Origin of the sequence: Streptomyces sp. LaBMicrA B280 (genome assembly GCF_049222185.1) — a bacterium.
Taxonomy (GTDB): Bacteria; Actinomycetota; Actinomycetes; order Streptomycetales; family Streptomycetaceae; genus Streptomyces; species Streptomyces murinus.
The window spans coordinates 1-24391 of the sequence record NZ_JBMJCT010000030.1 but is presented as its reverse complement, the minus strand read 5'-3'; the positions used below and the strand labels follow the sequence as shown (position 1 = coordinate 24391).

General features: G+C 69.1%; 27 protein-coding genes and 4 pseudogenes. 18 read left to right on the top strand and 13 right to left on the bottom strand.

Features of this window, described 5'->3' with window-relative positions; all coding sequences use genetic code 11:
- Positions 1-2: 2 nt before the first annotated feature.
- Both ACLF5H_RS24255 and ACLF5H_RS24250 read right to left on the bottom strand, forming a co-directional pair.
- A complete protein-coding gene (locus tag ACLF5H_RS24255) occupies positions 3-725 on the bottom strand; it encodes a DUF1963 domain-containing protein (RefSeq protein ID WP_421678136.1) in 723 nt (240 codons plus the stop codon).
- A 258-nt stretch (positions 726-983) separates the two neighbouring features.
- Positions 984-1982 carry an NADP-dependent oxidoreductase gene (locus ACLF5H_RS24250; RefSeq protein WP_421678164.1) on the bottom strand — a complete coding sequence of 333 codons (999 nt, stop codon included), beginning with the start codon at positions 1980-1982 and terminating at the stop codon, positions 984-986.
- A gap of 121 nt (positions 1983-2103) precedes the next feature.
- Between ACLF5H_RS24250 and ACLF5H_RS24245 the strand changes: the two genes are divergently transcribed.
- Positions 2104-2979, top strand: coding sequence for a LysR family transcriptional regulator (locus tag ACLF5H_RS24245; protein WP_421678135.1), 876 nt, complete (start codon positions 2104-2106; stop codon positions 2977-2979).
- Positions 2980-3319: 340 nt separating this feature from the next.
- Here the strand turns inward: ACLF5H_RS24245 and ACLF5H_RS24240 are convergent, their stop codons facing one another.
- Positions 3320-3790: a hypothetical protein gene (locus tag ACLF5H_RS24240; protein WP_421678170.1), complete on the bottom strand. Its 471-nt coding sequence runs from the start codon at positions 3788-3790 to the stop codon at positions 3320-3322.
- Positions 3791-3859: 69 nt separating this feature from the next.
- Between ACLF5H_RS24240 and ACLF5H_RS24235 the strand changes: the two genes are divergently transcribed.
- Both ACLF5H_RS24235 and ACLF5H_RS24230 read left to right on the top strand, forming a co-directional pair.
- On the top strand, positions 3860-3988 hold the full coding sequence (locus tag ACLF5H_RS24235; RefSeq protein ID WP_421678163.1) for a hypothetical protein: 129 nt from the start codon (positions 3860-3862) through the stop codon (positions 3986-3988).
- Between the two features lie 34 nt (positions 3989-4022).
- Positions 4023-4487 (top strand): diguanylate cyclase, encoded by a 465-nt coding sequence (locus ACLF5H_RS24230; protein ID WP_421678134.1) that lies wholly within the window; start codon positions 4023-4025, stop codon positions 4485-4487.
- 436 nt (positions 4488-4923) lie between these two features.
- Here ACLF5H_RS24230 and ACLF5H_RS24225 read toward each other — a convergent pair.
- Positions 4924-5147 (bottom strand): annotated as a pseudogene (locus ACLF5H_RS24225) (acyl-CoA dehydrogenase family protein); the annotation flags it as partial.
- 433 nt (positions 5148-5580) lie between these two features.
- Here ACLF5H_RS24225 and ACLF5H_RS24220 point away from each other — a divergent pair.
- From ACLF5H_RS24220 to ACLF5H_RS24200, 5 genes are all read left to right on the top strand, one after another.
- On the top strand, positions 5581-6306 hold the full coding sequence (locus ACLF5H_RS24220) for a cytochrome P450 (protein WP_421678133.1): 726 nt from the start codon (positions 5581-5583) through the stop codon (positions 6304-6306).
- A 272-nt stretch (positions 6307-6578) separates the two neighbouring features.
- The gene (locus ACLF5H_RS24215) at positions 6579-7646 is read left to right on the top strand and encodes a polyprenyl synthetase family protein (RefSeq protein ID WP_421678132.1); all 1068 of its coding nucleotides are present in this window, start codon (positions 6579-6581) and stop codon (positions 7644-7646) included.
- Positions 7643-8560, top strand: coding sequence for a terpene synthase family protein (locus tag ACLF5H_RS24210; protein ID WP_421678131.1), 918 nt, complete (start codon positions 7643-7645; stop codon positions 8558-8560). The genes ACLF5H_RS24215 and ACLF5H_RS24210 overlap by 4 nt, the downstream gene beginning before the upstream one ends.
- 10 nt (positions 8561-8570) lie before the next feature.
- Positions 8571-9929, top strand: coding sequence for a cytochrome P450 (locus ACLF5H_RS24205; RefSeq protein ID WP_421678130.1), 1359 nt, complete (start codon positions 8571-8573; stop codon positions 9927-9929).
- A gap of 122 nt (positions 9930-10051) precedes the next feature.
- Positions 10052-11410, top strand: a complete 1359-nt coding sequence (locus ACLF5H_RS24200) for a cytochrome P450 (protein ID WP_421678129.1) — start codon at positions 10052-10054, stop codon at positions 11408-11410.
- 161 nt (positions 11411-11571) lie between these two features.
- Here the strand turns inward: ACLF5H_RS24200 and ACLF5H_RS24195 are convergent.
- Both ACLF5H_RS24195 and ACLF5H_RS24190 read right to left on the bottom strand, forming a co-directional pair.
- A pseudogene (locus tag ACLF5H_RS24195) lies at positions 11572-11838 on the bottom strand (helix-turn-helix domain-containing protein); the annotation flags it as partial.
- A gap of 202 nt (positions 11839-12040) precedes the next feature.
- Positions 12041-12415, bottom strand: coding sequence for a hypothetical protein (locus ACLF5H_RS24190; protein ID WP_421678128.1), 375 nt, complete (start codon positions 12413-12415; stop codon positions 12041-12043).
- A gap of 1052 nt (positions 12416-13467) precedes the next feature.
- Here ACLF5H_RS24190 and ACLF5H_RS24185 point away from each other — a divergent pair.
- From ACLF5H_RS24185 to ACLF5H_RS24160, 6 genes are read left to right on the top strand one after another with little or no spacing between them, the layout of a single operon-like run.
- On the top strand, positions 13468-13698 hold the full coding sequence (locus ACLF5H_RS24185) for a hypothetical protein (protein WP_421678127.1): 231 nt from the start codon (positions 13468-13470) through the stop codon (positions 13696-13698).
- Positions 13695-13856: a hypothetical protein gene (locus ACLF5H_RS24180; protein ID WP_421678126.1), complete on the top strand. Its 162-nt coding sequence runs from the start codon at positions 13695-13697 to the stop codon at positions 13854-13856. The genes ACLF5H_RS24185 and ACLF5H_RS24180 overlap by 4 nt, the downstream gene beginning before the upstream one ends.
- Positions 13853-15148 carry an MFS transporter gene (locus tag ACLF5H_RS24175; RefSeq protein WP_421678125.1) on the top strand — a complete coding sequence of 432 codons (1296 nt, stop codon included), beginning with the start codon at positions 13853-13855 and terminating at the stop codon, positions 15146-15148. The genes ACLF5H_RS24180 and ACLF5H_RS24175 overlap by 4 nt, the downstream gene beginning before the upstream one ends.
- On the top strand, positions 15145-15588 hold the full coding sequence (locus ACLF5H_RS24170) for a class I SAM-dependent methyltransferase (protein WP_421678124.1): 444 nt from the start codon (positions 15145-15147) through the stop codon (positions 15586-15588). Before ACLF5H_RS24175 ends, ACLF5H_RS24170 begins: the two co-directional genes overlap by 4 nt.
- A 34-nt stretch (positions 15589-15622) precedes the next feature.
- Complete coding sequence (locus tag ACLF5H_RS24165; RefSeq protein WP_421678123.1) at positions 15623-16780, top strand: bifunctional class I SAM-dependent methyltransferase/NUDIX hydrolase; 1158 nt, start codon at positions 15623-15625, stop codon at positions 16778-16780.
- A gap of 50 nt (positions 16781-16830) precedes the next feature.
- Complete coding sequence (locus ACLF5H_RS24160; protein ID WP_421678122.1) at positions 16831-17616, top strand: PIG-L deacetylase family protein; 786 nt, start codon at positions 16831-16833, stop codon at positions 17614-17616.
- On the opposite strand, the gene ACLF5H_RS24155 is transcribed toward ACLF5H_RS24160, so the two are convergent.
- Both ACLF5H_RS24155 and ACLF5H_RS24150 read right to left on the bottom strand, forming a co-directional pair.
- Positions 17605-18078 carry a GNAT family N-acetyltransferase gene (locus ACLF5H_RS24155; RefSeq protein WP_421678121.1) on the bottom strand — a complete coding sequence of 158 codons (474 nt, stop codon included), beginning with the start codon at positions 18076-18078 and terminating at the stop codon, positions 17605-17607. The genes ACLF5H_RS24160 and ACLF5H_RS24155 overlap by 12 nt on opposite strands.
- A complete protein-coding gene (locus tag ACLF5H_RS24150) occupies positions 18075-18566 on the bottom strand; it encodes a hypothetical protein (RefSeq protein ID WP_421678120.1) in 492 nt (163 codons plus the stop codon). The genes ACLF5H_RS24155 and ACLF5H_RS24150 overlap by 4 nt, the downstream gene beginning before the upstream one ends.
- Before the next feature lie 246 nt (positions 18567-18812).
- Here ACLF5H_RS24150 and ACLF5H_RS24145 point away from each other — a divergent pair, with 246 nt between their 5' ends.
- Positions 18813-19172, top strand: coding sequence for a hypothetical protein (locus tag ACLF5H_RS24145; protein WP_421678119.1), 360 nt, complete (start codon positions 18813-18815; stop codon positions 19170-19172).
- Positions 19173-19188: 16 nt separating this feature from the next.
- On the opposite strand, the gene ACLF5H_RS24140 is transcribed toward ACLF5H_RS24145, so the two are convergent.
- Positions 19189-19524 carry a hypothetical protein gene (locus tag ACLF5H_RS24140; RefSeq protein WP_421678118.1) on the bottom strand — a complete coding sequence of 112 codons (336 nt, stop codon included), beginning with the start codon at positions 19522-19524 and terminating at the stop codon, positions 19189-19191.
- Between the two features lie 71 nt (positions 19525-19595).
- Positions 19596-19949 carry a hypothetical protein gene (locus ACLF5H_RS24135; RefSeq protein WP_421678117.1) on the bottom strand — a complete coding sequence of 118 codons (354 nt, stop codon included), beginning with the start codon at positions 19947-19949 and terminating at the stop codon, positions 19596-19598.
- A 163-nt stretch (positions 19950-20112) separates the two neighbouring features.
- Between ACLF5H_RS24135 and ACLF5H_RS24130 the strand changes: the two genes are divergently transcribed.
- Both ACLF5H_RS24130 and ACLF5H_RS24125 read left to right on the top strand, forming a co-directional pair.
- Complete coding sequence (locus ACLF5H_RS24130; protein WP_421678116.1) at positions 20113-20493, top strand: class I SAM-dependent methyltransferase; 381 nt, start codon at positions 20113-20115, stop codon at positions 20491-20493.
- Complete coding sequence (locus ACLF5H_RS24125) at positions 20462-20863, top strand: hypothetical protein (protein ID WP_421678115.1); 402 nt, start codon at positions 20462-20464, stop codon at positions 20861-20863. Before ACLF5H_RS24130 ends, ACLF5H_RS24125 begins: the two co-directional genes overlap by 32 nt.
- A 636-nt stretch (positions 20864-21499) precedes the next feature.
- Here ACLF5H_RS24125 and ACLF5H_RS24120 read toward each other — a convergent pair.
- From ACLF5H_RS24120 to ACLF5H_RS24110, 3 genes and pseudogenes are all read right to left on the bottom strand, one after another.
- Entirely contained in the window at positions 21500-22900 is a 1401-nt protein-coding gene (locus tag ACLF5H_RS24120) for a hypothetical protein (protein WP_421678114.1), read from the bottom strand.
- 107 nt (positions 22901-23007) lie between these two features.
- Positions 23008-23588 (bottom strand): annotated as a pseudogene (locus ACLF5H_RS24115) (IS5 family transposase); the annotation flags it as partial.
- A gap of 81 nt (positions 23589-23669) precedes the next feature.
- Positions 23670-23870, bottom strand: a complete 201-nt coding sequence (locus ACLF5H_RS24110; RefSeq protein ID WP_421678113.1) for a hypothetical protein — start codon at positions 23868-23870, stop codon at positions 23670-23672.
- A 92-nt stretch (positions 23871-23962) separates the two neighbouring features.
- Here ACLF5H_RS24110 and ACLF5H_RS24105 point away from each other — a divergent pair.
- Positions 23963-24391, top strand: a pseudogene (locus ACLF5H_RS24105) (helix-turn-helix domain-containing protein); the annotation flags it as partial.

Genomic DNA, 24391 nt, shown 5'->3' with positions numbered 1-24391 from the left:
CGTCAGCCGGCCATGTCGTAGCAGGCCGAGGCCTGGTCGAAGTGGCCGTTCGCCAGGTCGCCTTGGCGAATCACCCAGTAGACACGACCCAGATCGCCTTCGACCAGGTCTCCGCCGATCTCCGCGAGCAGCACCCAGTCGCCGGGGGCGTCGGTGGGATCGTTGTTCCAGACCCAGGGGTAGCCGCCGATCTGCAGCGGTCCGCTCGTCTGCATCTGGTCAGAGGTCTCCCACCACACCTCACTCAGCGCTTCGCTGTGTGGGAATTCGCCGGTGTCCTCAGCACGGTTGGGCAGTGAGGGATCGATCGTCAGATACAGATCGTGGGCCGGGTGCGGCTGACTGTTATCTTCCGGAGCGCGTTCGGAGACGGGTGTGCCGGCCGGGACGTAGACGAGCCTGGACCAGTCGGCGTCCCCCCACGGAATCTCTGTGTTCGCGAAGAAGAGCAGTGTGCCGTCCTTCGGGAGGGGGAGGTCCGTCGCGCCCGGGGCGAGGGCCGCCAGGTCGACCGACGCGAGAAACGGAAGATTCGGAACGGGCTCGCCCTCGGGCATCGGTGGCAGTCCGCCGACCCGTCCGGCCACCGGGCCGTCGGGGTGTCTCTGACCGGGACGGCCCAACATCGCGCGGGGTCGGAGGGTGCCGCTGAGCCATCGCTCAACCTCGTCCTCCGGTATGCCACGGTTGCGTGCCTCGTCGCGGAAGGGCTCCATCGATCTCATCTTCGTCTCATTTCATGAATTGATTCCGCCACGAGGAACACGGCCCCATGCATGAGGCCGCGCGGATCGACTCCCCGTTGTGGCGGTGGCGCAAGACCAGGTGCGCCCACTGACAGTCCTCGCAGAACTCCTTGTCGGGGCGCAGAAGATGGCCTTCTGGCCTGTGCCGTCCTTGCTGTCCTGTTCGCGAAGGAAAATCATGACCACCACATGGTTCATCACCGGCACGGTTCGCCGCCGACCGCTGGTGTACGGCGATCACGAGACCACTTTCAGCACGATCTTGCCCTGGATATGCCCCTGCGCGGCTCGCATGTGTGCGCTGCCCGCCTCGGACAGCGGGTAGGTGCTGTCCACCCCGACCTGGAGCTTACCCTCGTCGAACAGGCGCCCGATGGCTGCGAGTTGGGGTCCGCTGGAACGTACCTGAATGTTCGAGACGGTGATGTCCAGGCGCGCCGTCTCTGCCGGGTCGTACTGGGCGAAGAACACCGGCAGCATGGTGCCGCCGCGCTTGAGCACGGTCAGGAAGCGGGAGCTGGCCGACCCGCCGACGGTGTCGACCACCAGGTCGATGCCGCTGACCACGTCCGCGGCCCGCGTCGTGGTGTAGTCGATGAACCCATCGGCGCCGAGCTTGCGCAGGAACCGTTCGTGCCGGCCCGAGGCCACCGCGATGACGTGTGCCCCCTTCCACTTCGCCAACTGCACCGCGAAGTGGCCCACTCCACCGGCGGCCCCGTTGACCAGCACGGTCATCCCGGGCCTGATCGGCACCGGCTGGTGTACCTGGCCGGTGAAAGGGGACGGCACGTCGTGGCCGAGATCCACCAGGTACTGCCAGGCGGTCAGCACGGCCATCGGTGCTCCAGCCGCCTGCACGTGGTCGATACCGGCCGGCTTGTGTGCCAGGTCAGAAGCCGGCGCGGCCACGTACTGGGCGTACGTCCGGCCGTCGAATCCGGGGAACCGCAGCATGCCGAAGACCTCGTCGCCGATGGCGAACCCCCGCACGTCCGGAGCGAGCGCCTGGACCACGCCCGACATGTCCGTTCCAGGGGTCAGGGGGAACTGCAGCGCCGGCCTCATCTCGGCCGGCATGACCTTCATCCCCTCACGCAGGTACCAGTCCGGCGGGTTGACGCCCGCCGCGTGCACTCGGACGAGCACCTCACCCGGGCCGATCTCGGGAACCGGCACCTCGTCGTACTGCAGGACTTCCGGCCCGCCCGCTTCGTGGAACTGGATCGCCTTCATCACGCTGTCTCTTTCTCGCGGAAACGTTGCTCCTTGAGTCAAGACCCGGGACGGCCCCGCCGTCCAAGACCGGTTCGGCAGCCCGGTCATTCCGAAATGGCATGATGCGTATCCTGCAAGAGTGAACGATCTCGGACAGGACCTGGAACTGCGGCTCGTGCGCTGCTTCACCGTGGTGGCGGAGCACCAGCACTTCGGTCGGGCCGCCGCCGACCTGCACGTCGCCCAGCCGGCGCTGAGCCGTCAGATCCAGCGGCTCGAGAAATATCTCGGCACACGACTGCTGGACCGCAACCCCCAGGGCACCCGGCTCACTCCGGCCGGCCAGACGTTCCTCCCCCGGGCCCAAGCCCTGCTGCGGGCCGCCCGCCAGGCCGAGCTGGCCGTGCGTGCAGAAGCCCGGACCGAACGAATCGCCATCGGCTACGTCGAAGACCTGGTCGTCACGGTTGCCGTACGGGAACTGCGCCGCCGTCACCCGGACGCCGAGATCACCACCCGGCATCTGAGCTGCCGCGACGTCGGGGCACTGTCCGACAAGCGCGTCGACGCCCTGATCGCGCGAGCCCCGCTGCCGCTCGCCGCCGACGACCTGTCCATCACCCTGCTGTACGAGGAGCCGCGGATGCTCGTGGTCCCGCGCGAGCACCCCTTGGCCGACCGCGCGTCGGTGACCGCGGAAGAACTGGCCGGCCAAGAGGTGGCGCCGTGCGCGTTCGAAACCGCGGAGTGGGCTTCCTACCGAATCCTCGGGGCGGGCCTGCCGTCAATCGAAAGCTACGACGACAAGCTCGAACTCGTCGCGAGCGGGAGGGCGATCGCCGTGCTCCCGGTCGGCGATCGGCGCAGCTCACTGCGGCCCGACCTCGTCACTGTCCCCATCGAGGGCGCTCCTCCCAGCCACGTCGTGCTGGTCAGCCGCAAGAGCGACCCTAATCCGATGATCAGGAATCTCCGCCTGGTTGCCAAGACCGTTCTGTCTGCCCCGGCAGCCTGAACAGGACCAGCCGACCCGACGGCGAGGCATGATCGGCAGCGAAAAAGTGCCCCCACGGTTCTGGGCCTGGGCGACGTGGTCAAGGTGTGGCCGGGGTACATAAGGCCACCCGCCTCGACGGGGGACGTAGAAAGCGGGCGCTTCCTGTGGCCAGTGTGCCGCGCGTGACCGACGTCGATGCGCTGATCTCGAAGGCTCGCCTCTCACCCTCCGAGGAGCGGCCGTTCGGGCGTCCGCAGATCAGTTAACCCAGGTGCCATGGAGGGCGGAGACGCTGAAGCCGGGCTCGTAGGCGACCATCAGGGCCTGGGCGCCATCGGCGGGCGGTTGCCTTCCTCGCTCAGGGTGCCCAGGGAGTGGCGTGCGTCAGCCTCGGTGAGGCCAAGGCGCTGGCGGTGTCCATGATGATCGGCCGGGAGCCGGGGTGGACGCTCGGGACGGTGACGGGGCGGCCGTCGAACCAGTCGAGGATGGCGGCCATGACGTGGCGGGCCCCGCCGACGGCTTGTTCGGTGGAGTCGAAGTGGAGGCCGGTCGCGTCGATACGGCCGGCGTGGGAGTCAGGTGAGCCGGGGAGGGCGGCATCGTCGCCTCGGCAGGCGTGTCGGCCGGCATTGACCTGGCCTTGGCGCTGGTGGAGCAGGACCACGGTGGCGACCTGGCGCGCGATGTCGCCCGCAGCCTCGTGGTGTTCATGCAGCGCCCCGGGGGGCAGCCCCAGTTCTCGGCGCCCCTGGAGGTACGCCCTCCCCGTGCACCGGCCCTGCGCTCTGTGGTCGACCTGGTCGCGGCGCGGCCCGGACTCCCCCATACCGTCGGCTCACTGGCCGCCCTGATCGGCGTCAGCCCGCGCCACCTGGCGCGGATGTTCGCAGCCGAGATGGACACCACTCCGGCGAAGTTCGTCGAGCAGGTTCGTCTCGATCATGCGAAAGCGCTGCTCGATTCGGGCTGTGGGGCACCCGGCAGTCTGGGCGGTGGGCCGGACCGCGATCGGGAGGAACGCTGAACGCGGTTCACTCCACCCGGGCAAGGAGGGCTTCATGTCGGAGAACATCGCGGAGATCGTCATCCCCGACACCCAGCTGGTCCGCGAGGCCACCGATCTCGTCCGTGCCGCTGCCGACGAGACGATCTTCAACCACTCGCGTCGCGTCTATCTCTGGGGATCGCTGAAGGCGGCCGCACGCGGGCTCGAGGTCGACCCCGAGGTGCCGCTCCAGCTGGCGCCGGAGGTCGCCGTGGTGACCCTCGGCGTCGAGACCGACGTCCTCGGCCTCGGCCTCGGCCTCGCCGAGATCACCGCACAGCAGCGAGCCGATGTCGTGGCCGCGCACGCGCGTCCCGACTTCAAGAACCGCATCCTGAAGGCCTTTTACGAGGGGATGGCCGACCGCCCCGGCACCACCTTCGGAACCATGAACGACGACGTGCTGGCCCACTTCGACCCCTCGTTCCGCCGGAAGGACTTCGTCGGGATCATCCGGAACAACCCCTGGCCGGAGTGAGGCAGCGACGGCGGCTCACCAGCGTCGGCGAAGGAGCCGGACCGGTCCGACCGCGCTGTCACCGGTCGACCGAAGACGCCCCGGACCGTGCGGACCCAGGGCCTCGCGAGCTATGCCCGTCCGACTCCCAGCTCGGCCGGGGCGGCGAGCCGATCGGGGGTGAGCCGGGACGCAGCCACCGGCGACGCAACTGCGCAGCGTAGGCGGCGCCGAGTGTGGCGCACCAGGCCCGGACCGTGTCGTGGAAGACGGTGACGCCACGTTCCGGGCACCGCCCGCTTCATCCTCGTCCCCGCACTCCGCGAGGAACTCGACGTCCTCGTGCTCGAGGACCGCGGCCCCGGAAACATAGGCCTTGGCCCCGTTCGGCAAGTGGTGGGTGCCGTCCTCGGACAGCTCGTGTACTGCACCGGGGTGGCCGGCGGGGCCGGATGCGCGCTGGCGCCACCGAAGGTGACACCGGCCAAGGCGCACTCCTCGGCAATGACGGCGTTGTACCTGAAGCCCTTTTCGCCGCTGCCGCCGAACTCCTCCGGGATACCGAAGATACCGAACCCGAAGATGCCCGGTTTCCCCAAGCCTGAGATAAAAGTCACGCGGCACCCGGCCGGCCGCCTCCCAGGAGGCATATACCGGTACGACCTCCGCCTCCCCCCGCAGGTCCGATCGGTGCCTGAGTCAACGACTGGACACTAATAGCGAGTTGAGGTCCTGTCCAGGCTGACGGGCCTTGTCATGTGCGGCCGTACTGTGCCTACTATTCGGCCAGCGGGTCCAAGGCCGTGAGTGTGGCCTGCGGCCCCGCCTGCCGATTTTCATGGGGGAGACAGGCATGGAAGCAACGGGCAGTAAACCTTTGTTCAATGCTCGTGACCCACGATTGCGAACCGACCCGTACCCGCTCCGCAAAAGACTTCGGGACGTGGAACCGGTCCACCGGACATCCTACGGCCATTGGGTGGTATCGGGATACGAAGCGGTCGCATCGCTCATCAGAAATACTGGATTAAGCAGCGAATACCCGAAGGACCCCGAATGGGCCGCGCAACGGGGCGGCCAGGACAGTCCGATCAGGCAGGCCAGCCGCAGGTGGATGCTCACGCGGGACGGCGCGGCGCATCGCCGGCCGCGCGGGACGGCCAACCCGCTGTTCACCGCCAAGGCGATCAACGAAACGGCGTCCCGGATCGCCGGAATCATCCACCGGATCATGGACGACATGGGCAAAGGCCGGGACTTCGACCTGATCGGATCACTCGCGGCCCTGGTGCCGGTGACCGTGTTCTGCGGCCTGGGCGGTCTCCCCGTGGAGGACCGTGACCTCTGCCGGAAGTGGACCGACGCCCTGGGCCACGTCATCGACCCGGCCGTCGACGAGACCACCCGTCGGGCCATGAACGATGCGGCCGAGGAGTTCGGCGCCGACATCGCCGGACATGTGGAGCAGCGCCGCGTGGCTCCGCGGAACGACTTCCTCTCCCGGCTGCTGCTGGCGGAGTTCGACGGCGAGAAGCTCTCCGACGAGGAGATCATCGCCAACGTCATGATGTTCTTCCTGGGCGGCCACGAGACCACCGCCAACCTCATCGGCAACGGCATGCCGGCCCTCCTGCGCCGTCCCGACGTGCGCCCGCTGTCCTTGGGCGGCGGCCCCCATCACTGCATCGGTGCCGCCCTGGCGAAGGCGGGGGCCAAGCCGGTCTTCACCGAACTGCCGCGCCGCCACCGCGACATCAGACCGAGTCGCGAGGGCGTCGTCTGGCGTTCACAGGTCAACAAGCGCGGGCTCAGCGAACTCCGCGTCGATCTCGTCTCCTGACGCCGGCCCGGCCTCCTGTCCGCCGCGCCGCACAGCCCGGCTGAATTCACAGTGCCCGGCCGTATCCATGTTTGTCCGTCCGTACGCGCCCGTATGCGCGCACATACGACGCGTCCGCGTATCCGTACGGCGCTTTCGTATGACCGCACGACTGTTTCACTGCGATACGCCCGACGTGTCCGGCATCTTCGCGTGCCGTGGCCCGTGTGAACGCGGCCGTGGACGCGCAGCCGGTTGCACTGCTTCAACGAGTGGGGATGAAGCACAGAAATATGAGCACCCAGACGATATCTCCCGGAATACTCGACCAGAGTTTCACGAAGAACTCCGTCGACAGTATTCTCGCTGATTTTCTGGAGAACCGCAGAGAATTTACCGGCGATGCCCGGATGACCCGGCTCGTGAAACTACTCGAAGAATTCATGGTCGGCGGCAAGCGGATTCGCCCGATATTGACCGTCATGGGCTGGCAGGCGGTCGGCGGTGGAACCGTTCCGGAGTCGGTCCTGCGCGTGGCCGCCTCCCTGGAGATGTTTCACGCGTTCGCCCTCATCCATGACGACATCATGGATGACAGTGACACCCGGCGCGGCCGTCCCACCATCCACCGGATACTGGCCGGAAAGGAGGGCGACGACCGCACGGAGCGATTCGGGCTGGGCGCCGCGGTGCTGCTGGGCGACCTCGCCTTCACCTGGTCGGACCAGCTGCTGCACACGGCGGGCCTGACTCCCGCGCAGTCGGCCGCGGTGCTGCCGCTCGTCTCCGAGATGCGCACCGAGGTGATGCTCGGCCAGTACCTGGACCTCCACGCCACCGGCGAGCCGACCGACGACGTCGACGCCACTCTGACCGTCAACCGCTACAAGACCGCCAAGTACACCGTCGAGCGCCCCCTGCACATCGGCGCCGCCCTGGCGGGAGCCGACGCCGCGGCCCTCGCCGCCTGCACGGCGTTCGCCCTGCCCCTGGGCGAGGCGTTCCAGCTCCGCGACGACCTGCTGGGGGTGTACGGCGACGTTCGCGACACCGGCAAGTCCCGTCTGGACGACCTGCGGGCCGGCAAGAACACGACTCTGGTCGCGCTCGCCCTGCGCACGGCCGACGCAGCCCAACACGCCCGACTGCGCACGCTGATCGGCGACCCCGCTCTGGACGAAACGGGCGCCGAGGAGGTCCGTGCGCTGTTCGCGGCCACCGGCGCCCGGGACACCGTAGAACACATGATCGACGATCGTTTCCGGCGAGCCGTCGAGGTCTTGGAGACCGCTCCCTTCACCGCCGACGCGGTGACCGCCCTCAAGCACCTCGCCGTCATGGCCACCAGGAGGAACTCATGACCGCGGACCTGACCGCACCCGCGACCACGGCCCCCGCGGGCGCCGCCCGCTACTGGCAGGAGAGCACCGACCGTTTCGCCGCCCTCCTCGACCGCCATGTCGGGTACGAGGCCCAGAAGGTGGCGATGACGGACGCGGAGCTGCGCGAGGTCATCGACGCCTGCAACCGCGCGGTCGCCCCGCTGGGCAAGACCGTCTCGGACAAGCGCTGGATCTCCTACATGGATGTCGTGCGCTGGTCCCAGAGCGCCCGTCACATCAAGGACATGGAGGCGTTCAAGGCCGTCTGCGTGCTCAACTGCGTGACCTTCGTGTGGGACGACATGGACGCCGCCCTGCACGACTTCGGCCTCTTCCTGCCGCAGTTGCGCGCGGTGTGTGAGCGGTACTACTCCCCCGAGGACGCCGGCTTCGCCTACGAGGGCGCCCGCGCCTTCGTCACCAGCGACCACATGTTCCGCGACACCCGGCTCAAGGAGGTGCTCTGCGGCACCTCTCCCGAACAGTACTTCCGCTTCCGCGTCACCGACGTCGGAGTGGACTTCTGGATGCGGATGTCGTACCCGATCTACCGCCACCGCGAGTTGACCGAGCACGCCAGGACGGGCCTCGCCGCCCGCATGACCACGCGTGGGCTGGCCATCGTCAACGACTTCTACTCCTATGACCGTGAGCAGGCCCTGGGCCAGACGACCAACTGCTTCCGGCTGTGCGACATGAGCGACGAGACCGACTTTCGGCGCTTCTTCCAGGACCGCCTCGACGACATGGCCGAGGACATGGAGTGCATCCGGGCGTTCGACGACGTCAGCCGGGATGTCCTGCTGGACCTCATCCAGGGCAACTTCGTGTGGACCACCCGCGACCGGCGCTATCAGGCCCCGGTGAACGACGTCAACTCGCTGATCCAGTAGGGACCTCGGCATGCTCCCCTCGAAGACCTCCGTGACGGACCGGTCCTGGCGGGCCGGTACCGCGCCCGGCGCCCTGCCCCTGCTGGGACACGTGCCCGCGCTGTGGCGGCGTCCCCTTGAGTTCCTCGCCTCGCTCCCCGCCCACGGTGACCTGGTCGAGGTCCGGCTGGGACCCGCACGGGCCTACCTCGCCGCACACCCGGAGCTGGTCCGGCACGTGCTGCTCAACCCCCGGCTCTTCGACAAGGGCGGCGTCTTCGACAAGGCGCGCCAGCTCCTCGGCAACAGCCTGTCGGTGTCCCGCGGCGAGGAACACCGCTTCCAGCGGCGGCTGATCCAGCCCGCTTTCCACCCGACGAGGATCGCCGCCTACACGACGGCAGTCGCCGCGGACACCCGTACCGTCACCGACGCCTGGCGGGCCGGGGAGACCCGGGACATCGGCGACGCCATGCATTCCCTGCTCATGCGGGTCGCCGCGCGTACCCTCTTCTCCACCGGTCTCGACGAGGCCACCGTCGAGGAGGCCAGGCAGTGCCTGCGGACCGTCTCGCACGGCATCTACAAACGCACGGTCGCCCCGCTCGGCATCATGGAGAAGCTGCCCACACCGGCGAACCGCGCCTACGACCACGCCAACGCGCGGCTGCGGCAGATCGTGGCCGACATGATCGCCGTACGGCGGCGGTCCGACGAGGACCACGGCGACCTGCTCTCCACCCTGCTGCGGGCGGAGCACCCGGAAACGGGGCAGAAGCTCGACGACGGCCAGCTTCTCGACCAGGTCGTCACCTTCCTGGTCGCCGGCAGCGAGACCACCGCCTCCACCCTGGCCTTCGTCTTCCATCTGATGGGCAGGCTGCCCGAGGTGGAGAAACGGGTGCACGCCGAGGTGGACGCGGCGCTCGGCGGGCGCACCCCCGTCCATGAGGACCTGCCGGCCCTGCCCTACATCCGCAATGTCATCACCGAGACGCTGCGGCTCTATCCGCCGTCCTGGATGGCGATGCGTGTCGCCGCGGAGGACGTCGAACTCGGCGGGCGGAAAGTCCCCGCGGGCACGATGATCCTTTACAGCCCCTACGCCCTCCACCACAACCCCGACCTGTTCCCCGACCCGGAGATCTTCGACGCCGACCGCTGGGCGGGCGAACGCGCCGCGCAGGTGCCGCGCGGCGCGCTGCTGCCCTTCGGCGCGGGCAGCCACAAGTGCATCGGCGACGTCCTCGCGCTCACCGAGACCGCGCTCATCGTCGCGACCGTGGCGGCACGCTGGCGGCTGCGCCCGGAGCCCGGCTCCGCACTGCGGCCAGAGCCGAAGGCCACCCTGGAGCCGGGGCCGCTGCCCATGGTGCTGGAACGCCGCTGACCGGCCCCGGCCGGTCCGGCCGTCCCCTCGGCCTCAGCCCCGACCGGCCCGCTGCCGTCCCCTCGCCCCAGCCCGCCCGCTCGCTCCCGTCACTGCCACCACTCCCGGAGGGCACACCCGGCATGAAGACCGATTCCGACCCGGCCACGCGCAGATGGCGGATCGCCAGGGCACCAGGCGGGCTTCCGCTGGTGGGCCACGCCGTCCAACTCGCGCGCCGCCCGCTGGAGTTCCTGGGCTCGCTGCCCGCCGCAGGCGACCTGGTCGAACTGCGCCTCGGCACCAAGCCGGCCTACCTGCCCTGCCATCCGGAGCTGGTGCAGCAGGTGCTGCGCAACGCGCGGGTCTACGACACCGGAGGGCCGGTGAAGGACAAGGCCCGCCCCATCCTGGGCAACGGGCTGATCACCTCCGACTGGGCCGACCACCGCCGCCAGCGCCGCATGGTCCAGCCCGCCTTCCACACCGCGCGCATCGCGGCATACGCCGCGGTGATGCAGGAGGAGTGCGGGGCGCAGGCGAAGACCTGGCGGGCGGGTCTGCCCCTGGACGTGGCGGACGCGATGCAGGCGCTGACCGCGCGGGTGACGGCCCGTGCGCTGTTCTCGACGGAGATGGCGCCGCACTCGGTCGCCGAGATCCAGCGCAGCCTGCCCGTCATGGTCCATGGCGCCTTCCGCCGGGCGATGGACCCCACCGGCCTGGTAGCCAGGCTTCCGCTCGCCGCCAATCGGGAGTTCGACGCGGCACTCGCCCGGCTGCACAGCCTCATCGACGGCATCGTCGGGGACTACCGGCGCTCGGGTGAGGACCGCGGTGACCTGCTGTCGGCCCTGCTGGCCGCGCGGGACGAGGAGGACGGCGGAGCGATGACCGACCAGGAGGTCCACGACCAGGTCATGACGCTGCTGCTGGCCGGTGTCGAGACCACGGCGAGCGCCCTGACCTGGGCCTGGCACCTGCTCGCGGCGCACCCCGAGGCGGAGGCACGACTGCACGCCGAGGTCGACGAGGTGCTGGGCGGCCGCGTCCCGGAGTACGCGGACGTCCCCCGGCTCGTCCACACGCAGCGGATCTTCACCGAGACCCTGCGGCTCTACCCGCCGGCCTGGATGTACACCAGGATGACCACCGAGCCCACCGAACTGGCCGGCCACCGGCTCCCCGCCGGGACGGACGTGCTGATCAGCCCGTACGTCATCCACCGCATTCCGGAGTTCTTCGCGCGCCCGGACGTCTTCGACCCGGACCGGTGGCTCCCCGAGCGGGCCCAGGAGGTCACGCGCGGTTCGTACCTGCCGTTCGGCGCGGGCAGCCGCAAATGCATCGGCGACGTCTTCGGGATGACGGAGGCGACACTGGCGCTGGCCGCGCTCGCCGCCCGTTGGCGGCTGCGGCCTGTGCCGGGGACCACGGTCTCGCCGCGCGCCGAGATGAGCCTGACCGCCGGGCGGCTGCCCATGGTCCCGGAGCCCCGCTGACCGGACCCGGCCGGTCCGGCCGTCCGTGGTACCGGAACCCGGCGGAACGGCCGGACCGCGATCCGCGATCCGCGATCCGCGCCAGCCGAAGGTAACGGGGAGCTGGTGCAGGCCGCGCAGCGTCGGGCTGGGACGCCAGGACACACCGCGATGAACTTGGGCTCCCGTGGCGGGTCGAACTTCTCGTAGCAGCCACTGACGATCCGGTCGAGCGCGCTCTCTGCGTCGACGCCTACGACCCGGTCTTCGCCGTCGGCGGCGCGGTCGTTGACTCCGACGAGGATCAAGCCGCCGTAGGTGTTGGCCATGGCGGCGATCGACTTCAACAGGCTGGAGGAGTACTCGCGCTTGAACTCCAGCGTCTGGCTCTCAACCTGATCCGAGCGCGCGGCCAGCGCCCGGATGCGCTCGATCGTCAGATCCGCCATCGAAGCGGCGAACAGTGGGGTGATCGTCACGGCATCACCCCTGTCTTCCCTTCTCCCTGCTGCGAGTTATGCGGTGCGGACGGGACCCGTGTGCAGATGACCGCAGGGCGTCTCACCCGGATCCGGGTGAGCACGCTCTCACCACCACGCCAGCCGCTAGATGATCCAATCCAAGGGGGACCTGCGGAGAGTGAGGGGGCACTCAGGCGTCGGGGTCGACTTCGGGGTGCGTGAACCGCACCGGCCTGTCCAGCGACCGTGCGTAGGCGATTTCGGCTCGGGTGCTGTCTCCGATGTAGTCGCCGACAACGAGCACCTCATCAGCAAGCAAGATCTTCGACCGGTGCAATGCGTCGAGTCGAACCTTCAGCGCATCGGCCTCGACAGGATCGGACCAGAGTTCGTGCGGCGACTTCAGGTCGCAACCCGGCTTGACGACAATCCGCCCGGCCTCGGTCTCCCGCACATCGGCCTCAGCCATTTCGGCCATGAAACGAGTGGAGCCGCAAATCACAACAATTCGCGGAAACCTCAGCTGCTTCTTCGCCTCGGCCAGCTTTTCCTCGGGGGTGATCATTTGCTGGGATGACACTGATTCCTCCTGGTGGTGCGGCCCGAGGGGTGCCTGAGACGAGAACGAAGGCGTCCAAGATCGTCATTGGGCGAACGCCGTGGCCACCCATGCGCGCGCACTTTATGCGACGAGCATCCCTACGCGGTGCCGCGGCGCCCGTCGGTCGGCGCTACACCCCGCCTGTGCGATGCCGAACTGGTCGCCCTCGCCCCGAAGAGCCAGTGTTGGACGCCGCGTTCCTCGCCTCTGTCAGCCGATTCATGCGGCATGGGGCCGCGATGTCGGTTTGGTCGGCCGGTCCCCCGCCGGCAGCCGGTGGCGGTGCCGGGTCGGGGCTCGGGTACTGCGACAACCCGAACGAGGGAGGCGGAATCAGATCACCGCGTTGACGGAAGGTTGTCAGTCGGCACCCTTGCGGCCTCGGCGCGGCCCACTGCGACTTGACTGAAAACATAACCGCCGAAGACGGCCTGACGGGTGCACGGTGGGCAGCCGTCGGCACATCGATGGGGCGCCTCACGGGACCGCTTCGAGCACCTGATCCATGCGTACCGGCGCATACCCAGGCTCGGGGAGTTCGAGACGCGGGCGGCCACGGAACTGCACCTCCGCCCGCAGCAGACAAGCCACGCCTCCCACGGCGGCTTGGTCCTTGCGTCCGACCGCGGCATGGATGTGCGGGGCGAGGGCGGCGTCGCCCTCGCACCCACCAACGCGCCCTCTGGTGTACGGCGCTTGGAACCTCGGCGATTCGGCCACCCCCCCCTGGAGACAGTGCCGTTGCAGGAGCTGGGTCCGTGCCGTTTCCACGGTTCCTCGAACGCTCTGTCCCGGGACTTCAGGACCGACCAAAAACGTGCGTTCGATATCGGGGGTTGCGTCGTTTAGCCTCGCGGACCAGCCGTGACCGACCGACAGGGGGATCGACTTGACCTCCGGCAGCGCAGCCGAGCAGGGACGAAGCGCAGGGAACTTAACTCGACAGCGGCGGGACGGCGCAGGAGGAGGAGTTCCAGTACCGGGACGAGTCCCGGCTCCAGGACGGCGGCGCGCAGATGACGACGACGAGGATGGCGTGGCAGGTGGACCGGGGCGCTACGGCCGGACTGCTCGCGTGCCGGATCGGCACTGGTGTGCCGGCCGCACTGGGCCTGTTCGCCGTCACCGGCATCCTCACCGCGCTGGTCGCCTCCGCCGACATCACCGACCGGCTGCGAGAGGCGGCCTCGCAGCTGACCGTCATCGCCGGGCCGCAGGTCCGCGCGCCTTGCTGGGAGTCACGGTGACCTGGCTGACCGGGCGGCCGCGGCCGGTGCTCGCCCGTGCCACCGAGGTGAGCATGGGCTGCCACCCCGTCACCCACGCGATCCTCAGTCACTTCGGTACCGGCCCGCTCTACGCCAGGGTGATCTCCCCGGACCTGCCGGGCGGTGAGGCCGGGTGACGACCTCGACCCGGACGGCGAAGGCCGTGAAGGCCACCTCCCCGGATCTGCGCCGCCTGGTCGCCAGCGAGTGCGCGAGCCTGTCGGGATCCGCGGTCAGCACCGTCGCCCTCCCCGCCCTGGCCGTACTGGAACTCCACGCCTCCACCACTCAGATCGCCGCGCTCGCCTTCCTCGGCCAACTGCCGAACGCCGTCGTGGCGCTTCCGGCCGGCGCGCTCTCGGACCGGTACGCCAAGCGCCCCCAGATGATCGCCGCGGACCTTACCGCCGCGGCGGGCCTGGCGACCATCCCGGCCGCCGACTTCGCCGGGGTGCTCGGCATCGGCCAGATGTACGCGGTCGCCGTCGTGTTGGGAATCATCAAGATCGTGCACGACGCGGCCGCCATCAGCTACCTGCCCGTCCTCGTCGAACCTCACCTGCTGCAGCACGCGAACTCGAGGCTCGGCGCGGCCTCGTCGGTGGCCGACAGCGCGGGCAGCAACGCGGGCGCGGCGCTGGTCGGTGCCGTCGGCGCGGCCCGCTCCGTCCTCGCCGACGTGCTGTCCTACCTCGTCTCCGCCCTGCTCGTGTGGCGCATCCGCACCCCCGAGCCGGTCGCCGCGCCATCCGAGGGCCGCCGCAGCCTTGCGCGGGACATCGGTGAGGGCCTGCGCTACGTGGTCGGGCAGCCCACGATCCGCACGGTGATCGCGGCCCTGTCCACGCTCAGCTTCGGCCTGGCGGTCATGAACACGTACTGGGCGTACTACCTCCTCGCCGACCTGCACGTATCCCCGACAGCGTTCGGCGTGATCATGGGCGTCGGCGGCGCGGGCAGCCTGGCCGGGGCGCTCCTCGCCCCGCGCATCGCCTCCCGGATCGGGATCGGGCCGACGATCATCATCGGATTCGCGGTCAGCCCGCTCGCTCAGATCCCCCTCCTGCTCGCCGGCTCCGGATCGCAGTGGCAGATCGCGCTCGCCGGGACGCTGGCCGTTCAGCTGTTCTGGGCCACAGTCTCCGGGACGAGCCAGAGGTCCCTCAGGCAGATCCTGTGCGAGCCCCGCTTCCAAGGCCGCATGCAGGCCGCGAGCGCCACGGTGACCGCCGGAGCCCGGCCCCTGGCCACCGCGGCCGCCGGCGCACTGGTCCTCTTCCTCGGCGTCCGCGGCACCTTCGCCGTCGGAGCGGTCCTCCAGATCGTCCCCGTGATCCTTCTGCTCGTCTCCCCTGTCCGCGCCCTGCGGGACATGCCCGTCCCGCCCGCGCGCACCGCCGTGCCACCCGCCCGTAAAGGAGCCCCATGACGACGACCTCGACCACCGCGTACTGGGACCTGCACTGGGCGGGCGGCCGCCGCTACCGGCAGTTCGACGGCCCCGAGCAGCGGCTGATGGATGAATACCTCGGCCCCAGCCGCGGACGCCCGGCCCTCGACCTCGGCTGCGGCGATGGCGCCCTGGCCCGCCACCTTCACCACGAGCTCGGATACCGCACCACCGGCATCGACATCTCCCCCAGCGCCGTCGCACCCGCCGCGGACGACGAAGGCCCCGCTCCCGGTCCGGCGTGGCAGTGCGCCGACATCACCACCAGCGACCTCACAGGCCTGCCGGAGCCCCCGTACGCGGTCATCACCTGCCGCCGCCCGGTCAGCCCCGCCGAGACCGAGATCCTCACCTTCGGCTGGTCCGCTGTCCAGACCGCCGACCTCGACGTGCTCCGCTGCTACGCCCTGCGCCACTGACCCCCACTCACCCCCCTTTCCGATGGAGGACTCGGTGACCGCCGAGAAGGACACCGTCGACATCTGGAACACCTACGGCACCCACCAGATCACCCGAGGACTTCAGCTGCCCGAACTGGACCGATGGGACTGGGGCATCCCGGAGACCGGCCCCGGCATCAACGCCCTCGGCGAGGTGGCGGGACTGCGTGTCCTCGACCTCGGCAGCGGCCTCGGCCGACAGGCCGCACACCTGGCCGCCCTGGGCGCCGAGGTCACCGCCGTCGACGCCTCCCCCGCCCAGCACCAGCGCGCCCTCGCCCGCTACCGGGACCACCCCGGCCTGCACCTGGTCTGCGCCGACGCGGTGGCCCACCTGCGCGACGCCGACCCGTACGACCTGATCTACTCCGTCGGCTCCCTGCCGTACCTGGATCCCAACCGGCTGATGCCCGCCCTGGCCGACGGCCTCAGACCGGGCGGGCGCCTGGTCTTCTCCGCGCTGCACACCAACTCGGACGGCGTCGGGCCCTCGAACGAAGTGAGCGCGCGGCCCGAAATCCTGCGACTGCCCGGATCCACCCAGGACCATCCCGTGAACATGTGGGTCCTCAGGGCGCAGCTGTGGGAAGACCTCCTGGTCCAGCACGGCCTCACCCTGGAATCGGTCACGGCGATCGACGCCCCGGCGGCCGACAACGCCCTCTCCTACCGGCTGTACACGGTCCGCCGTTCGAACCGCGTGCCCAGCCGTCCCCGTACCAGCGCACCTCCGCCGCCGAACACCGCCCTGGGAGTCGGGGTGATCGTGCACGGCCCGGACGGCGTGCTGCTCGGCCGACACCGGCGCCGTACCTGGGAGCTCGCCGGCGGGACCGTCGAGCCGGGCGAGACCTTCGCCGAGGCCGCCGTGCGCGAGCTCTTCGAGGAGGCCGGCCTCGTGGCTGAGCCCGATGACGTGGAGGTGCTGGGCACGCTCCTGGACCGGGTGGGCGACATCGTCCGGCTGACGGTGCCCGCCCTGATCACCCGCTGGTCCGGCATCCCTCAGCAACGAGAGGAGGCCATCGGATCCTGGCGATTCTGGCCCCTCGACGCCTTGCCCCAGCCGCTGTTCGTGCCCAGCGCCCAGTGCCTGACCGCCTGGAACCCCGCTCTCCCGCTCGATCACCCACCCGCCCACTTCCAGCCGTACGCCTCCCCCGGTCGCTAGCCCGACGCCGTCCCCTCCCGCTACCACGTTCGACAGAAAGGGCCTTACCCGTGCCTCCGTCCTCTTCCGCGCCCCGGCCGTCCCTGCTGGGCGTCTTCGGCCATCCGGACGACGAGTCCCTCCTGGCCGGAGGCGTCCTCGCGCAGCACGCCGCCGCAGGCGCCGCGACCGCCGTGATCACCGCCACCTGGGCACCGGACAGCCACCGGGCCGGTGAACTCGCCGACGCCCTGGACATCCTGGGAGCGGGCAGGCCGCGGATGCTGGGATTCGCCGATGCCCGCATCCCCGAATCCGCGCCCGGCCGGCCCCGGCTCTGTGACGCCCCGCTAGAGGAGGTGGCGGGGCTGATCGTCGAACACATCCGCGCCGTACGGCCACAGGTCGTCGTCACCCACGACGCCTACGGCCAGCTGACCGGCCACCCGGATCACCTCCGCACCCACCAGGCGACCCTGCTGGCGTTCCACGCCGCGGGCCTGGAGCACCTTTACCCGCAGGCCGGGGCTCCGTGGCAGCCCGATGCGTTGTACGCCGCAACGCATCCGGATTCGGGAGTGGGGGAACTGGGTGCGCTGTTGACGCGGGTCGGCAAGAAGGTGCTCAGCGTGCCGGACGAGCACGTCACCGAGACGGTCGATGTGAGCGACTGCACGGACCGGAAGTTGGCGGCGATCTTGGCACACCGCAGTGAAGCAGCGCGGGAGCGGCCCCTGCCCGGAATCCTCTCCCGGCTTCCCGCAGCGGAGCGGGAGTCGATCATCGCGACGGAGTACTTCACCCTCCTTGGCCGGAGGCCGGTGTCGGGCGGGGCGGTCCTCCGGCTATCGCGGTGAGCTGCTGCCGAGGGACTTGGTCATGGCCCGGTTGACTCGTGGGTCGCGTCCGGCGACGTAGGAGGGGCAGGGCAGGTAGCCGGTGCGGTCGTAGAGGGCCAGGGCGGCGGTGTTGCGCCGTCCGGTCTCCAGCATGAACCGCGTGACGCCGCGGCCGGCGGCGTGCCGTTCGAGGTGTTCGAGGAGGTACCGGCCAATTCCATGGCCGCGGGCGTCACTGGAGACGTACATGCGTTTGATCTCCGCGGTGTGCTCGTCGAGGAGGCGTACTCCTCCGCACCCGGCCGCCTCTTGGCCGACGTAAAAGATGAGGAACAGGCCGGTGGGCGGGGCGAAGTCCGCCTCAGGGGTGGTGTCCGGGTCATCGGCGAAGCCGTACAGGCCGAGTTGTTCGGCGCGGAGGGCCCGGGTGAGGCGGCGGGCGTCAGGGTGGTCGTAGGGCGCGGCGGTCACGGAGGTCATGGAGCCCACAGTGCCCTGTCGACGGCGGTGAGCGCACGGGCACCGTCCGATGCGCGCATGCGGGTGCCGGCGGAGCGGCGGATCCTGCGCAGGAGGTTGCGGCAGCGGACGCACTGCACCTCGGGTACGCGGTCGGCGAGTTGCAGGAGGGTGGCTGCGGTGGCCCCGGGGTCGTGGGCGAGGAGGTGGGAGTGCGCGAGGTGGACGCCGTGCAGGAGGGCGGAGCGGGGGGGGACCCGCTGGTGGGGCCGTGGTCGGTGAGGGGGCAGGAGCGTGGTCGCCTCGGCGAGCAGGCGCCCGGTGTGGGCGGGGTTGATGGCGGCGGGTTCAACGAAGGCATGGCCTGCCTCGGCGGAGACTTGCTCGGAGGTGGAGCAGTACAGGGAGGGAGGGTCGTCGTCGCGGCGATGTTCCAGGAGGATCCGGCAGCAGTCGGTGGATCCCCTGAAGCCACTGATGTCGGCGCTCGCGGCGTGTGCGATAGCCATGCGGCCCCAGGCGCGGGCGCGGACGACGGGGCTGCTGCGGCCGGTGTGGTCGACGGCGGCTTCTGCGTAGCGCAGGGTGGCGGCGGGCTTGCCGGTCGCGCGCGCTGGTAGGCCAGCACGCCACGGACGTTGACGACCGTGGTGGTGTCGTCGGCGGCACAGGCGAGGCGGATCGCGAGGAGCTGGTAACGCTGGGCGGCCGCGTGGAGGTCGGCGTCGAAGGCCACCCACCCGCTGAGCTGGGCCATGCCGCTCGCGGTGGCCAACAGGCTGGTGGGCGACTTCGCTGGTATAGCCGCTGCTGCGGACCAGGTCGAGGAGGCCGGCGAGTTCGATGCGCACGTACCGCTGGGACAGGACTCCGCCGCTGTCGTCCAGCCGTCGCAGGCGGCCGAGGTGGCCTTCGAGGACGTCGACGAAGGCTGGCAGGACCTGCTCCTGGATGCCGGGCGTACCGGAGCGCAATGGGCTTTGCCGGGTGGCGTCCCAGACGGCGCTCAGGAGTTGGCTGTCACCTGCCGGGTGGAGGATGGCCTGCTCTTGTCGACAGCCCCGCCCCCGGCCTCCTCAGCCTCGCTTGCGGCATCATCTGCTGGCGACGGCTGAAGAAGCTTCGGCCGCGCTAACGTTCGTCGTCCTGGGCGGCCCTGAAGCCGCGATCTTGGACCACCGGGAAGACTTGCTGTGTGGTGGTGACCCAGGCGTCGATGTCCGCATGGGACGACCTGATGGCGCTGATCAGCGCCTCGATTACGTCCAGCTTCGGCTCGCCGACCTTCAGGCTGAGCTCGTCCACCGACACCTCTTGGTACGACATGACCAGCTGCCACCAGAACCGCATGAGAAAGCGGCATTCCTGCGGGTCACGGTCGTCTGCGAGGCGATCATGAATGATCCTCTGGACGCGCCGCCGCTGCTCATCGTCACGAAAGCCGTTCTTGAGGTCAGTCAGAGCCACGTCCGGACAGTAGCAACCGCGTTCGTTCACGAACCCCTGAGTTAGCTCTCAAGTCCTCGGAGAGCATTTCGTTAGGGGTTCTTATGGCAATGGAAATCGGACCCGCCCCGCTGACCGTCATGGACGCGGCCTACCACTGGATGAACCGCGACCAGGTCGTCCGAGACCTCGATCGGATCACCGAACCGGGCGGAACGATCGTCCTCGCCTCCGGCGGCGCCCCCGGCGAGCTCGAGCCCGCCCTCTGGCGCCACCTCGTCGACGAGGTCCGCACCCGCTGCCTCGGCCCCGAGCGCCGCGCCGGCTCCGACGCCTACTCTCACCCCGAGGAACGCCAACCAGGCCGTCCTCGCCCGCTCCCCGTTTTCCCAGATCGACACCGCCCGCTGGGACCACACCCTGACCCGCACCATGGACCAGGTCATCGTTATGTGGCCTGTCAAGGTGTCGTAGCGCCAACCGTGCCGCACTCGACAGCACTGGCTGCGTAGACATCACCCGTCTTCGTGGCGGCCATGACTCCAGTCTCCCGTTCCCGAGTGGACCGTTGAGTGGCGCACCGCGCCCGCGGCACTCCGTCGTTCTTCCATGCAGCATCGAGAGGTCCGCTCATGTCGTACGTCCCGGGCGAGTTGTTCACTTCGACCACCCCTACTACCGGCACCGCCCGGGTACACGCCGGAGCTCTTCGAGCGGCTCCGTGATCTCTCCAGCCTGGACGGCACACAGCGTGCACTGGATCTTGGGACGGGGCCCGGTGTTCTGGCGCTCCCATTGTCCCGGACGGTGCGGGAAGTCGTGGCGGTGGATCCGGAGCCCGGCATGCTCGATGAGGTGCGCAAGGCCGGCGCCGAGCAGGGCGTGGCCAACGTCCAGTGGGTGCCAGGCGATTCCGCGCAGCTGACGGGGCTGGAAATCGGGGGGCACGCTCGTGGTCATGGGTGCCGCCTTCCATTGGGCCGACCGTGACCAGGTTCTGCGAGACCTCGACCAGCTGGTTGTGCCGGAGGGCGCGGCAGCACTCGCCAGCGGTGGAGCCCCCGGTTCTGTGGAGCTGCCCCGGTGGAGCGATGTCATCACCGCCGTGCGCACCAAGTACCTCGGCCCCGAACGGCGCGGCGGCTCCAGCACCTACAGCCATCCCAAGGAGAGCCACCAGGAGGTCTTGAAGCGGTCACCGTTCACCAGCGTGCAGACTTTCCGGTGGGACCGGAGAGTGACCAGCACACTCGACCAACTCGTGCGGCGCCAGCACTCTTTCAGCTACAGCAGTCCTGCTCAGCTCGGCGACGCCCAGCCGAAGTTCGAGCGCGAGCTACGCGCGGCGCTCCTGGAGTGAAATCCGGAAGGCGGCTTCGAAGAGGTCGTCCGGACCGGACTGGTCTTGGCCCGATGGGCGTAGCGGCCAGTTTTCAGGGGAGCGGCGGTGGTTCGTGGAGAGGCCGCGTGGGTGGCGGGTGAGTTTCTGGGGTCAGTTGGCACGTAGGTGCGATGTTTTACGTCGACGCGCTGGGGATTCTCAGTAGATGCCGCCCCCGATTGGCGCGGCGCGTCAACGAGTTAGACAGCGGGACATCTGACGTCCAAGCGAGAGCCAGGCTGAACGACGAAATGAGCCGCCGCAGTGGTGTCCAGGTTCCTGGCGGCATTGGGTTGCTCGCGGAGCAGGTGATCGATGTCTGCGGGGGCGTGTCCGGTGAGGATGAGTTGCGGCGCGAGAGACGTGGCGTCGACGCAGGCCGGGATGGGTGTGCCGTGTGTCTGATCCACGAACGTCACGCCAGGTGGTTGGTGACTCTCGCGAAAGTGTCCAGCACCCGCGGCGGAGACGACTGCCGTGGTCTCCCCCAGATCGTCGCCCGGGGCCGCCTCCCCCGTCGACTCCGGGCGACCCGCATGAAGCCCTCGGAGGCCCGCTCTGCGTCAGCGGCCGCCGGGGCCTTCTTCCCTTACGGCGGGCTGCTTCCCTCAGCGGTCAAGGGGCGGTGATGTCGGCAGGCCGGTGGTGTGGCGGGGTAGTGGTGAAGAAGGCGCGCAGGGGCTGGTCGATGCGGTTTGGGCGGCCTGGGCTTCGGACGGCGGCATCGAGCAGGAGCGCGAGGTCCTCGGTGTCGGAAGGGGTCAGGACGAGCCAGCGCAGGATGACCTGCAGTGTGAGGAGCCGGAGATTTCGCAGCTCTTGCAGTTTCTCCTCTTCTGTCTGGTTTTTGATCACGTCGCCGTGGACGTAAATGGATCGGGCCTTGTAAGCACGTCGGACGATGCCCTTGGCCTCTTCTTGGTGGTCACGGGTAAGAAAGAGTGCAGCCGCGCGGGAGAGGATGTTGGCGGTGATGCGCCCGCCTGTGTCGTTGGGGCTGATCAGCAGGGCTTCCAGGGCGATGACGTAGTCAAGGCGCAGTTCGTCTGTCTCCACCTCCCAGACGCCGTCGTCGTTGTAGGTGCGCTGATAAGCGGCCAGGAGGTGCCGGGCTGCGCGCTCGAGTCGCCGGGCGCGCCGGTTGAGGATGCGTCGCTCGTGGGTCGCGCCTGCCATGACCGCGTCGATCTTCGCCGAGATCGCGGTGCAGAAGTCAGCCAGGGCCGGAAGATATTCGGCCGGGACATGGAAGGCTCCGGTGTCGCGGACCTCAACCTCCTCTTTCCCGTACTGGCCTTCATAGACCTGGATGGTCGTCGGCACGTCTCTGGGGTTCAGATCGAAGAGGCGTCCGCGCGCAACGGTGAAGACCGAGTCCACCCGGAGAAGTTCGCTGTCCCACAACATCAAAGGAAGGAGAGCTTGCCAGTGCTGGGCTTCCGCACGCGGGCCGGTGACGTCGAACCAGGTCGGACGACGCGTGACCGGACGGCCGGGATCAGGAACATGGAGAAACGGTGCGCCGGTGATCAGGTCGAGATCATGGCTCCGGCGCTGCAGGACGTTCAGCGCAGGCATCGGGATCGTCTGATTGAGTTCGTCCGCAGTGAAGGTCTGCAGGGTGTACCGCCCCAGCGGAATCCGAGTTCCCTGAGGGAAGGTGCCGTTGAGGAGCAGCCATCGCTCGGGGACCGGTGCCGGGCCAGCACAGAAGGTGACGAAGCTGTCCGCGACCTCGAAGACGGGAACCGGCACGCCCCGGGCAATGAGACGTGCCGCCGTGCCCAGTCCCGACGCCTCCAACAACGTTCGGGAGTTCGGGATCCAGTCTCCGTCGGTCTTAACGTAGAGGTCGGGGTGTTCTTCCCTAGGCGCTGCGGCGGCTACCTCTCTCACCACGTCCTCCCAGTGGGGCTGGAGCATCAGTACCACGATGGACTGGGGTGTTGGGGACAGGCCGCCCGCGTACTCGAGCCACGACAACACGGCCTCGCGCAGGGAGAGATGCTTGCTCATAGGCCTGAAAGTAGCGGCCAACGCGCGCCTGCGCCGACCGCGGCGAAGAGAAGTAAAGGCACCATGACGAAGGTGGAGGCACTGGACAGGTGGTAGGGCATCTCAGAGGCTCTCGAGGAGTATGCCTTGGCCGCCGGCACCGCCTCGGGAAGGCTGCGCGGACGACCGATCGGCCTCGGAATGCGAATGGCTGCCATGACGCGCTCGAACGCAGGGGCGTCGCCAGCCTGTCCAGGTGTGAGGACGAATGTCGGCGGGCGACAGCGACCGTCGATCGCCAGGTGAATCTTCGTGGTCAGCCCGCCGCGGGAGCGTCCGAGGGCATGGTCGTGCGGCTCGCCGGCCGGGGACCCTTTCGACGGGCCCCGGCCGCGTGCTGATGGGCGCGCACGATCGTCGAGTCGACCGTGACGCCCCAGTCCAGGTCGCCCTTGGCGTCCTCCTGCGCGAGGAGCGCGGTGAACACCCGCTCCCAGGTACCGTCCGCGGCCCAGCCCCAAAGCCGGTTGTGGACCCCCTTCCACGAACCGAATTCCGGGGGCAGCGCCATCTGCGGCGCCCCGGTCCGGTACTTCCATCCGATCGCATCGATCACCTGCCGGTGATCACGCCATCGCCCACCCCTCCTCGGCGCCCGGTCCGGCAACAATGGCTCTGTCCACGCCCACTGTGCATCGCTCAACGACACACATCAACCAACGATCAGATGATCCGCAGAAAACGGCCTAAGGGCTGTCTCGTAGCTGCCACCGGCAGTCCGTGCAGCGGTCTATGGCCTGACGCACCGTGCCAACTCGCCGTACTTCATGCCGCTGGAGTACAGGGACCCCTGCTGATTGCGACCCATGAACTTGATGCCTCGGGTACGCCGCTCCACGTGGGTCAGCCGGAGGACCACGGTGCCCGACTCTGTCGAGAGCTCCAAGAGGTCACCGGGCTGGAGGTCCTCGGCGAGGACATCGAATGTCATGGCGGCGATGGTAGGGCTTGATCGCGAGATGTATCAGCGAGTGAAGACTGCGAGGTGCTTGAGCAGGCCGGCCACAGTGGGATGATCTTGTTGTGGCTGGTGTGATCACAGTATCGGAGCCTTCCTGGACAGCCCCGTTCAGCGGGCTCAGCCCGCGGCAGTTCGGCAAGCTGATCACCGCGCATCCGGCGCGAGGGTGCAGATCCGGTACGCAAGGGCAGGCCGTGGAGCCTGCCGGTGGAGGACCGCGTGCTGCTGGTCGCCGCGTACTGGCGAACGAACCTCACCCTCCGCCAACTGGCGCTGCTGTTCGGGGTGTCCAAGTCCGCAGCCGACCGCATCATCGACCACCTCGGACCCGCGCTCGCGCTCCAGCAACGCAAGCGGTTCCGCAAGGACACCGTGCTGATCGTGGACGGTTACTCGACCAACCACCAGGTCGTCATCGACGCCGATACTCGGCTGGTCGTCGCGGTCGGCCGGCCGTTGCCCGGCAACCGCAACGACTGCAAGGCGTGGCA

Coding starts and splice junctions, on each gene's coding strand:
- ACLF5H_RS24255 (WP_421678136.1), bottom strand. CDS start 725: ATGAGATCGATGGAGCCCTTCCGCGACGAGGCACGCAACCGTGGCATA.
- ACLF5H_RS24250 (WP_421678164.1), bottom strand. CDS start 1,982: ATGAAGGCGATCCAGTTCCACGAAGCGGGCGGGCCGGAAGTCCTGCAG.
- ACLF5H_RS24240 (WP_421678170.1), bottom strand. CDS start 3,790: ATGGGGGAGTCCGGGCCGCGCCGCGACCAGGTCGACCACAGAGCGCAG.
- ACLF5H_RS24235 (WP_421678163.1), top strand. CDS start 3,860: ATGGACACCACTCCGGCGAAGTTCGTCGAGCAGGTTCGTCTCGATCAT.
- ACLF5H_RS24230 (WP_421678134.1), top strand. CDS start 4,023: ATGTCGGAGAACATCGCGGAGATCGTCATCCCCGACACCCAGCTGGTC.
- ACLF5H_RS24220 (WP_421678133.1), top strand. CDS start 5,581: ATGCTCACGCGGGACGGCGCGGCGCATCGCCGGCCGCGCGGGACGGCC.
- ACLF5H_RS24215 (WP_421678132.1), top strand. CDS start 6,579: ATGAGCACCCAGACGATATCTCCCGGAATACTCGACCAGAGTTTCACG.
- ACLF5H_RS24210 (WP_421678131.1), top strand. CDS start 7,643: ATGACCGCGGACCTGACCGCACCCGCGACCACGGCCCCCGCGGGCGCC.
- ACLF5H_RS24205 (WP_421678130.1), top strand. CDS start 8,571: ATGCTCCCCTCGAAGACCTCCGTGACGGACCGGTCCTGGCGGGCCGGT.
- ACLF5H_RS24200 (WP_421678129.1), top strand. CDS start 10,052: ATGAAGACCGATTCCGACCCGGCCACGCGCAGATGGCGGATCGCCAGG.
- ACLF5H_RS24190 (WP_421678128.1), bottom strand. CDS start 12,415: ATGATCACCCCCGAGGAAAAGCTGGCCGAGGCGAAGAAGCAGCTGAGG.
- ACLF5H_RS24185 (WP_421678127.1), top strand. CDS start 13,468: ATGACGACGACGAGGATGGCGTGGCAGGTGGACCGGGGCGCTACGGCC.
- ACLF5H_RS24170 (WP_421678124.1), top strand. CDS start 15,145: ATGACGACGACCTCGACCACCGCGTACTGGGACCTGCACTGGGCGGGC.
- ACLF5H_RS24155 (WP_421678121.1), bottom strand. CDS start 18,078: ATGACCTCCGTGACCGCCGCGCCCTACGACCACCCTGACGCCCGCCGC.
- ACLF5H_RS24150 (WP_421678120.1), bottom strand. CDS start 18,566: ATGGCTATCGCACACGCCGCGAGCGCCGACATCAGTGGCTTCAGGGGA.
- ACLF5H_RS24145 (WP_421678119.1), top strand. CDS start 18,813: ATGCCGCTCGCGGTGGCCAACAGGCTGGTGGGCGACTTCGCTGGTATA.
- ACLF5H_RS24135 (WP_421678117.1), bottom strand. CDS start 19,949: ATGACCTGGTCCATGGTGCGGGTCAGGGTGTGGTCCCAGCGGGCGGTG.
- ACLF5H_RS24130 (WP_421678116.1), top strand. CDS start 20,113: ATGCAGCATCGAGAGGTCCGCTCATGTCGTACGTCCCGGGCGAGTTGT.
- ACLF5H_RS24125 (WP_421678115.1), top strand. CDS start 20,462: ATGGGTGCCGCCTTCCATTGGGCCGACCGTGACCAGGTTCTGCGAGAC.
- ACLF5H_RS24120 (WP_421678114.1), bottom strand. CDS start 22,900: ATGAGCAAGCATCTCTCCCTGCGCGAGGCCGTGTTGTCGTGGCTCGAG.
- ACLF5H_RS24110 (WP_421678113.1), bottom strand. CDS start 23,870: ATGACATTCGATGTCCTCGCCGAGGACCTCCAGCCCGGTGACCTCTTG.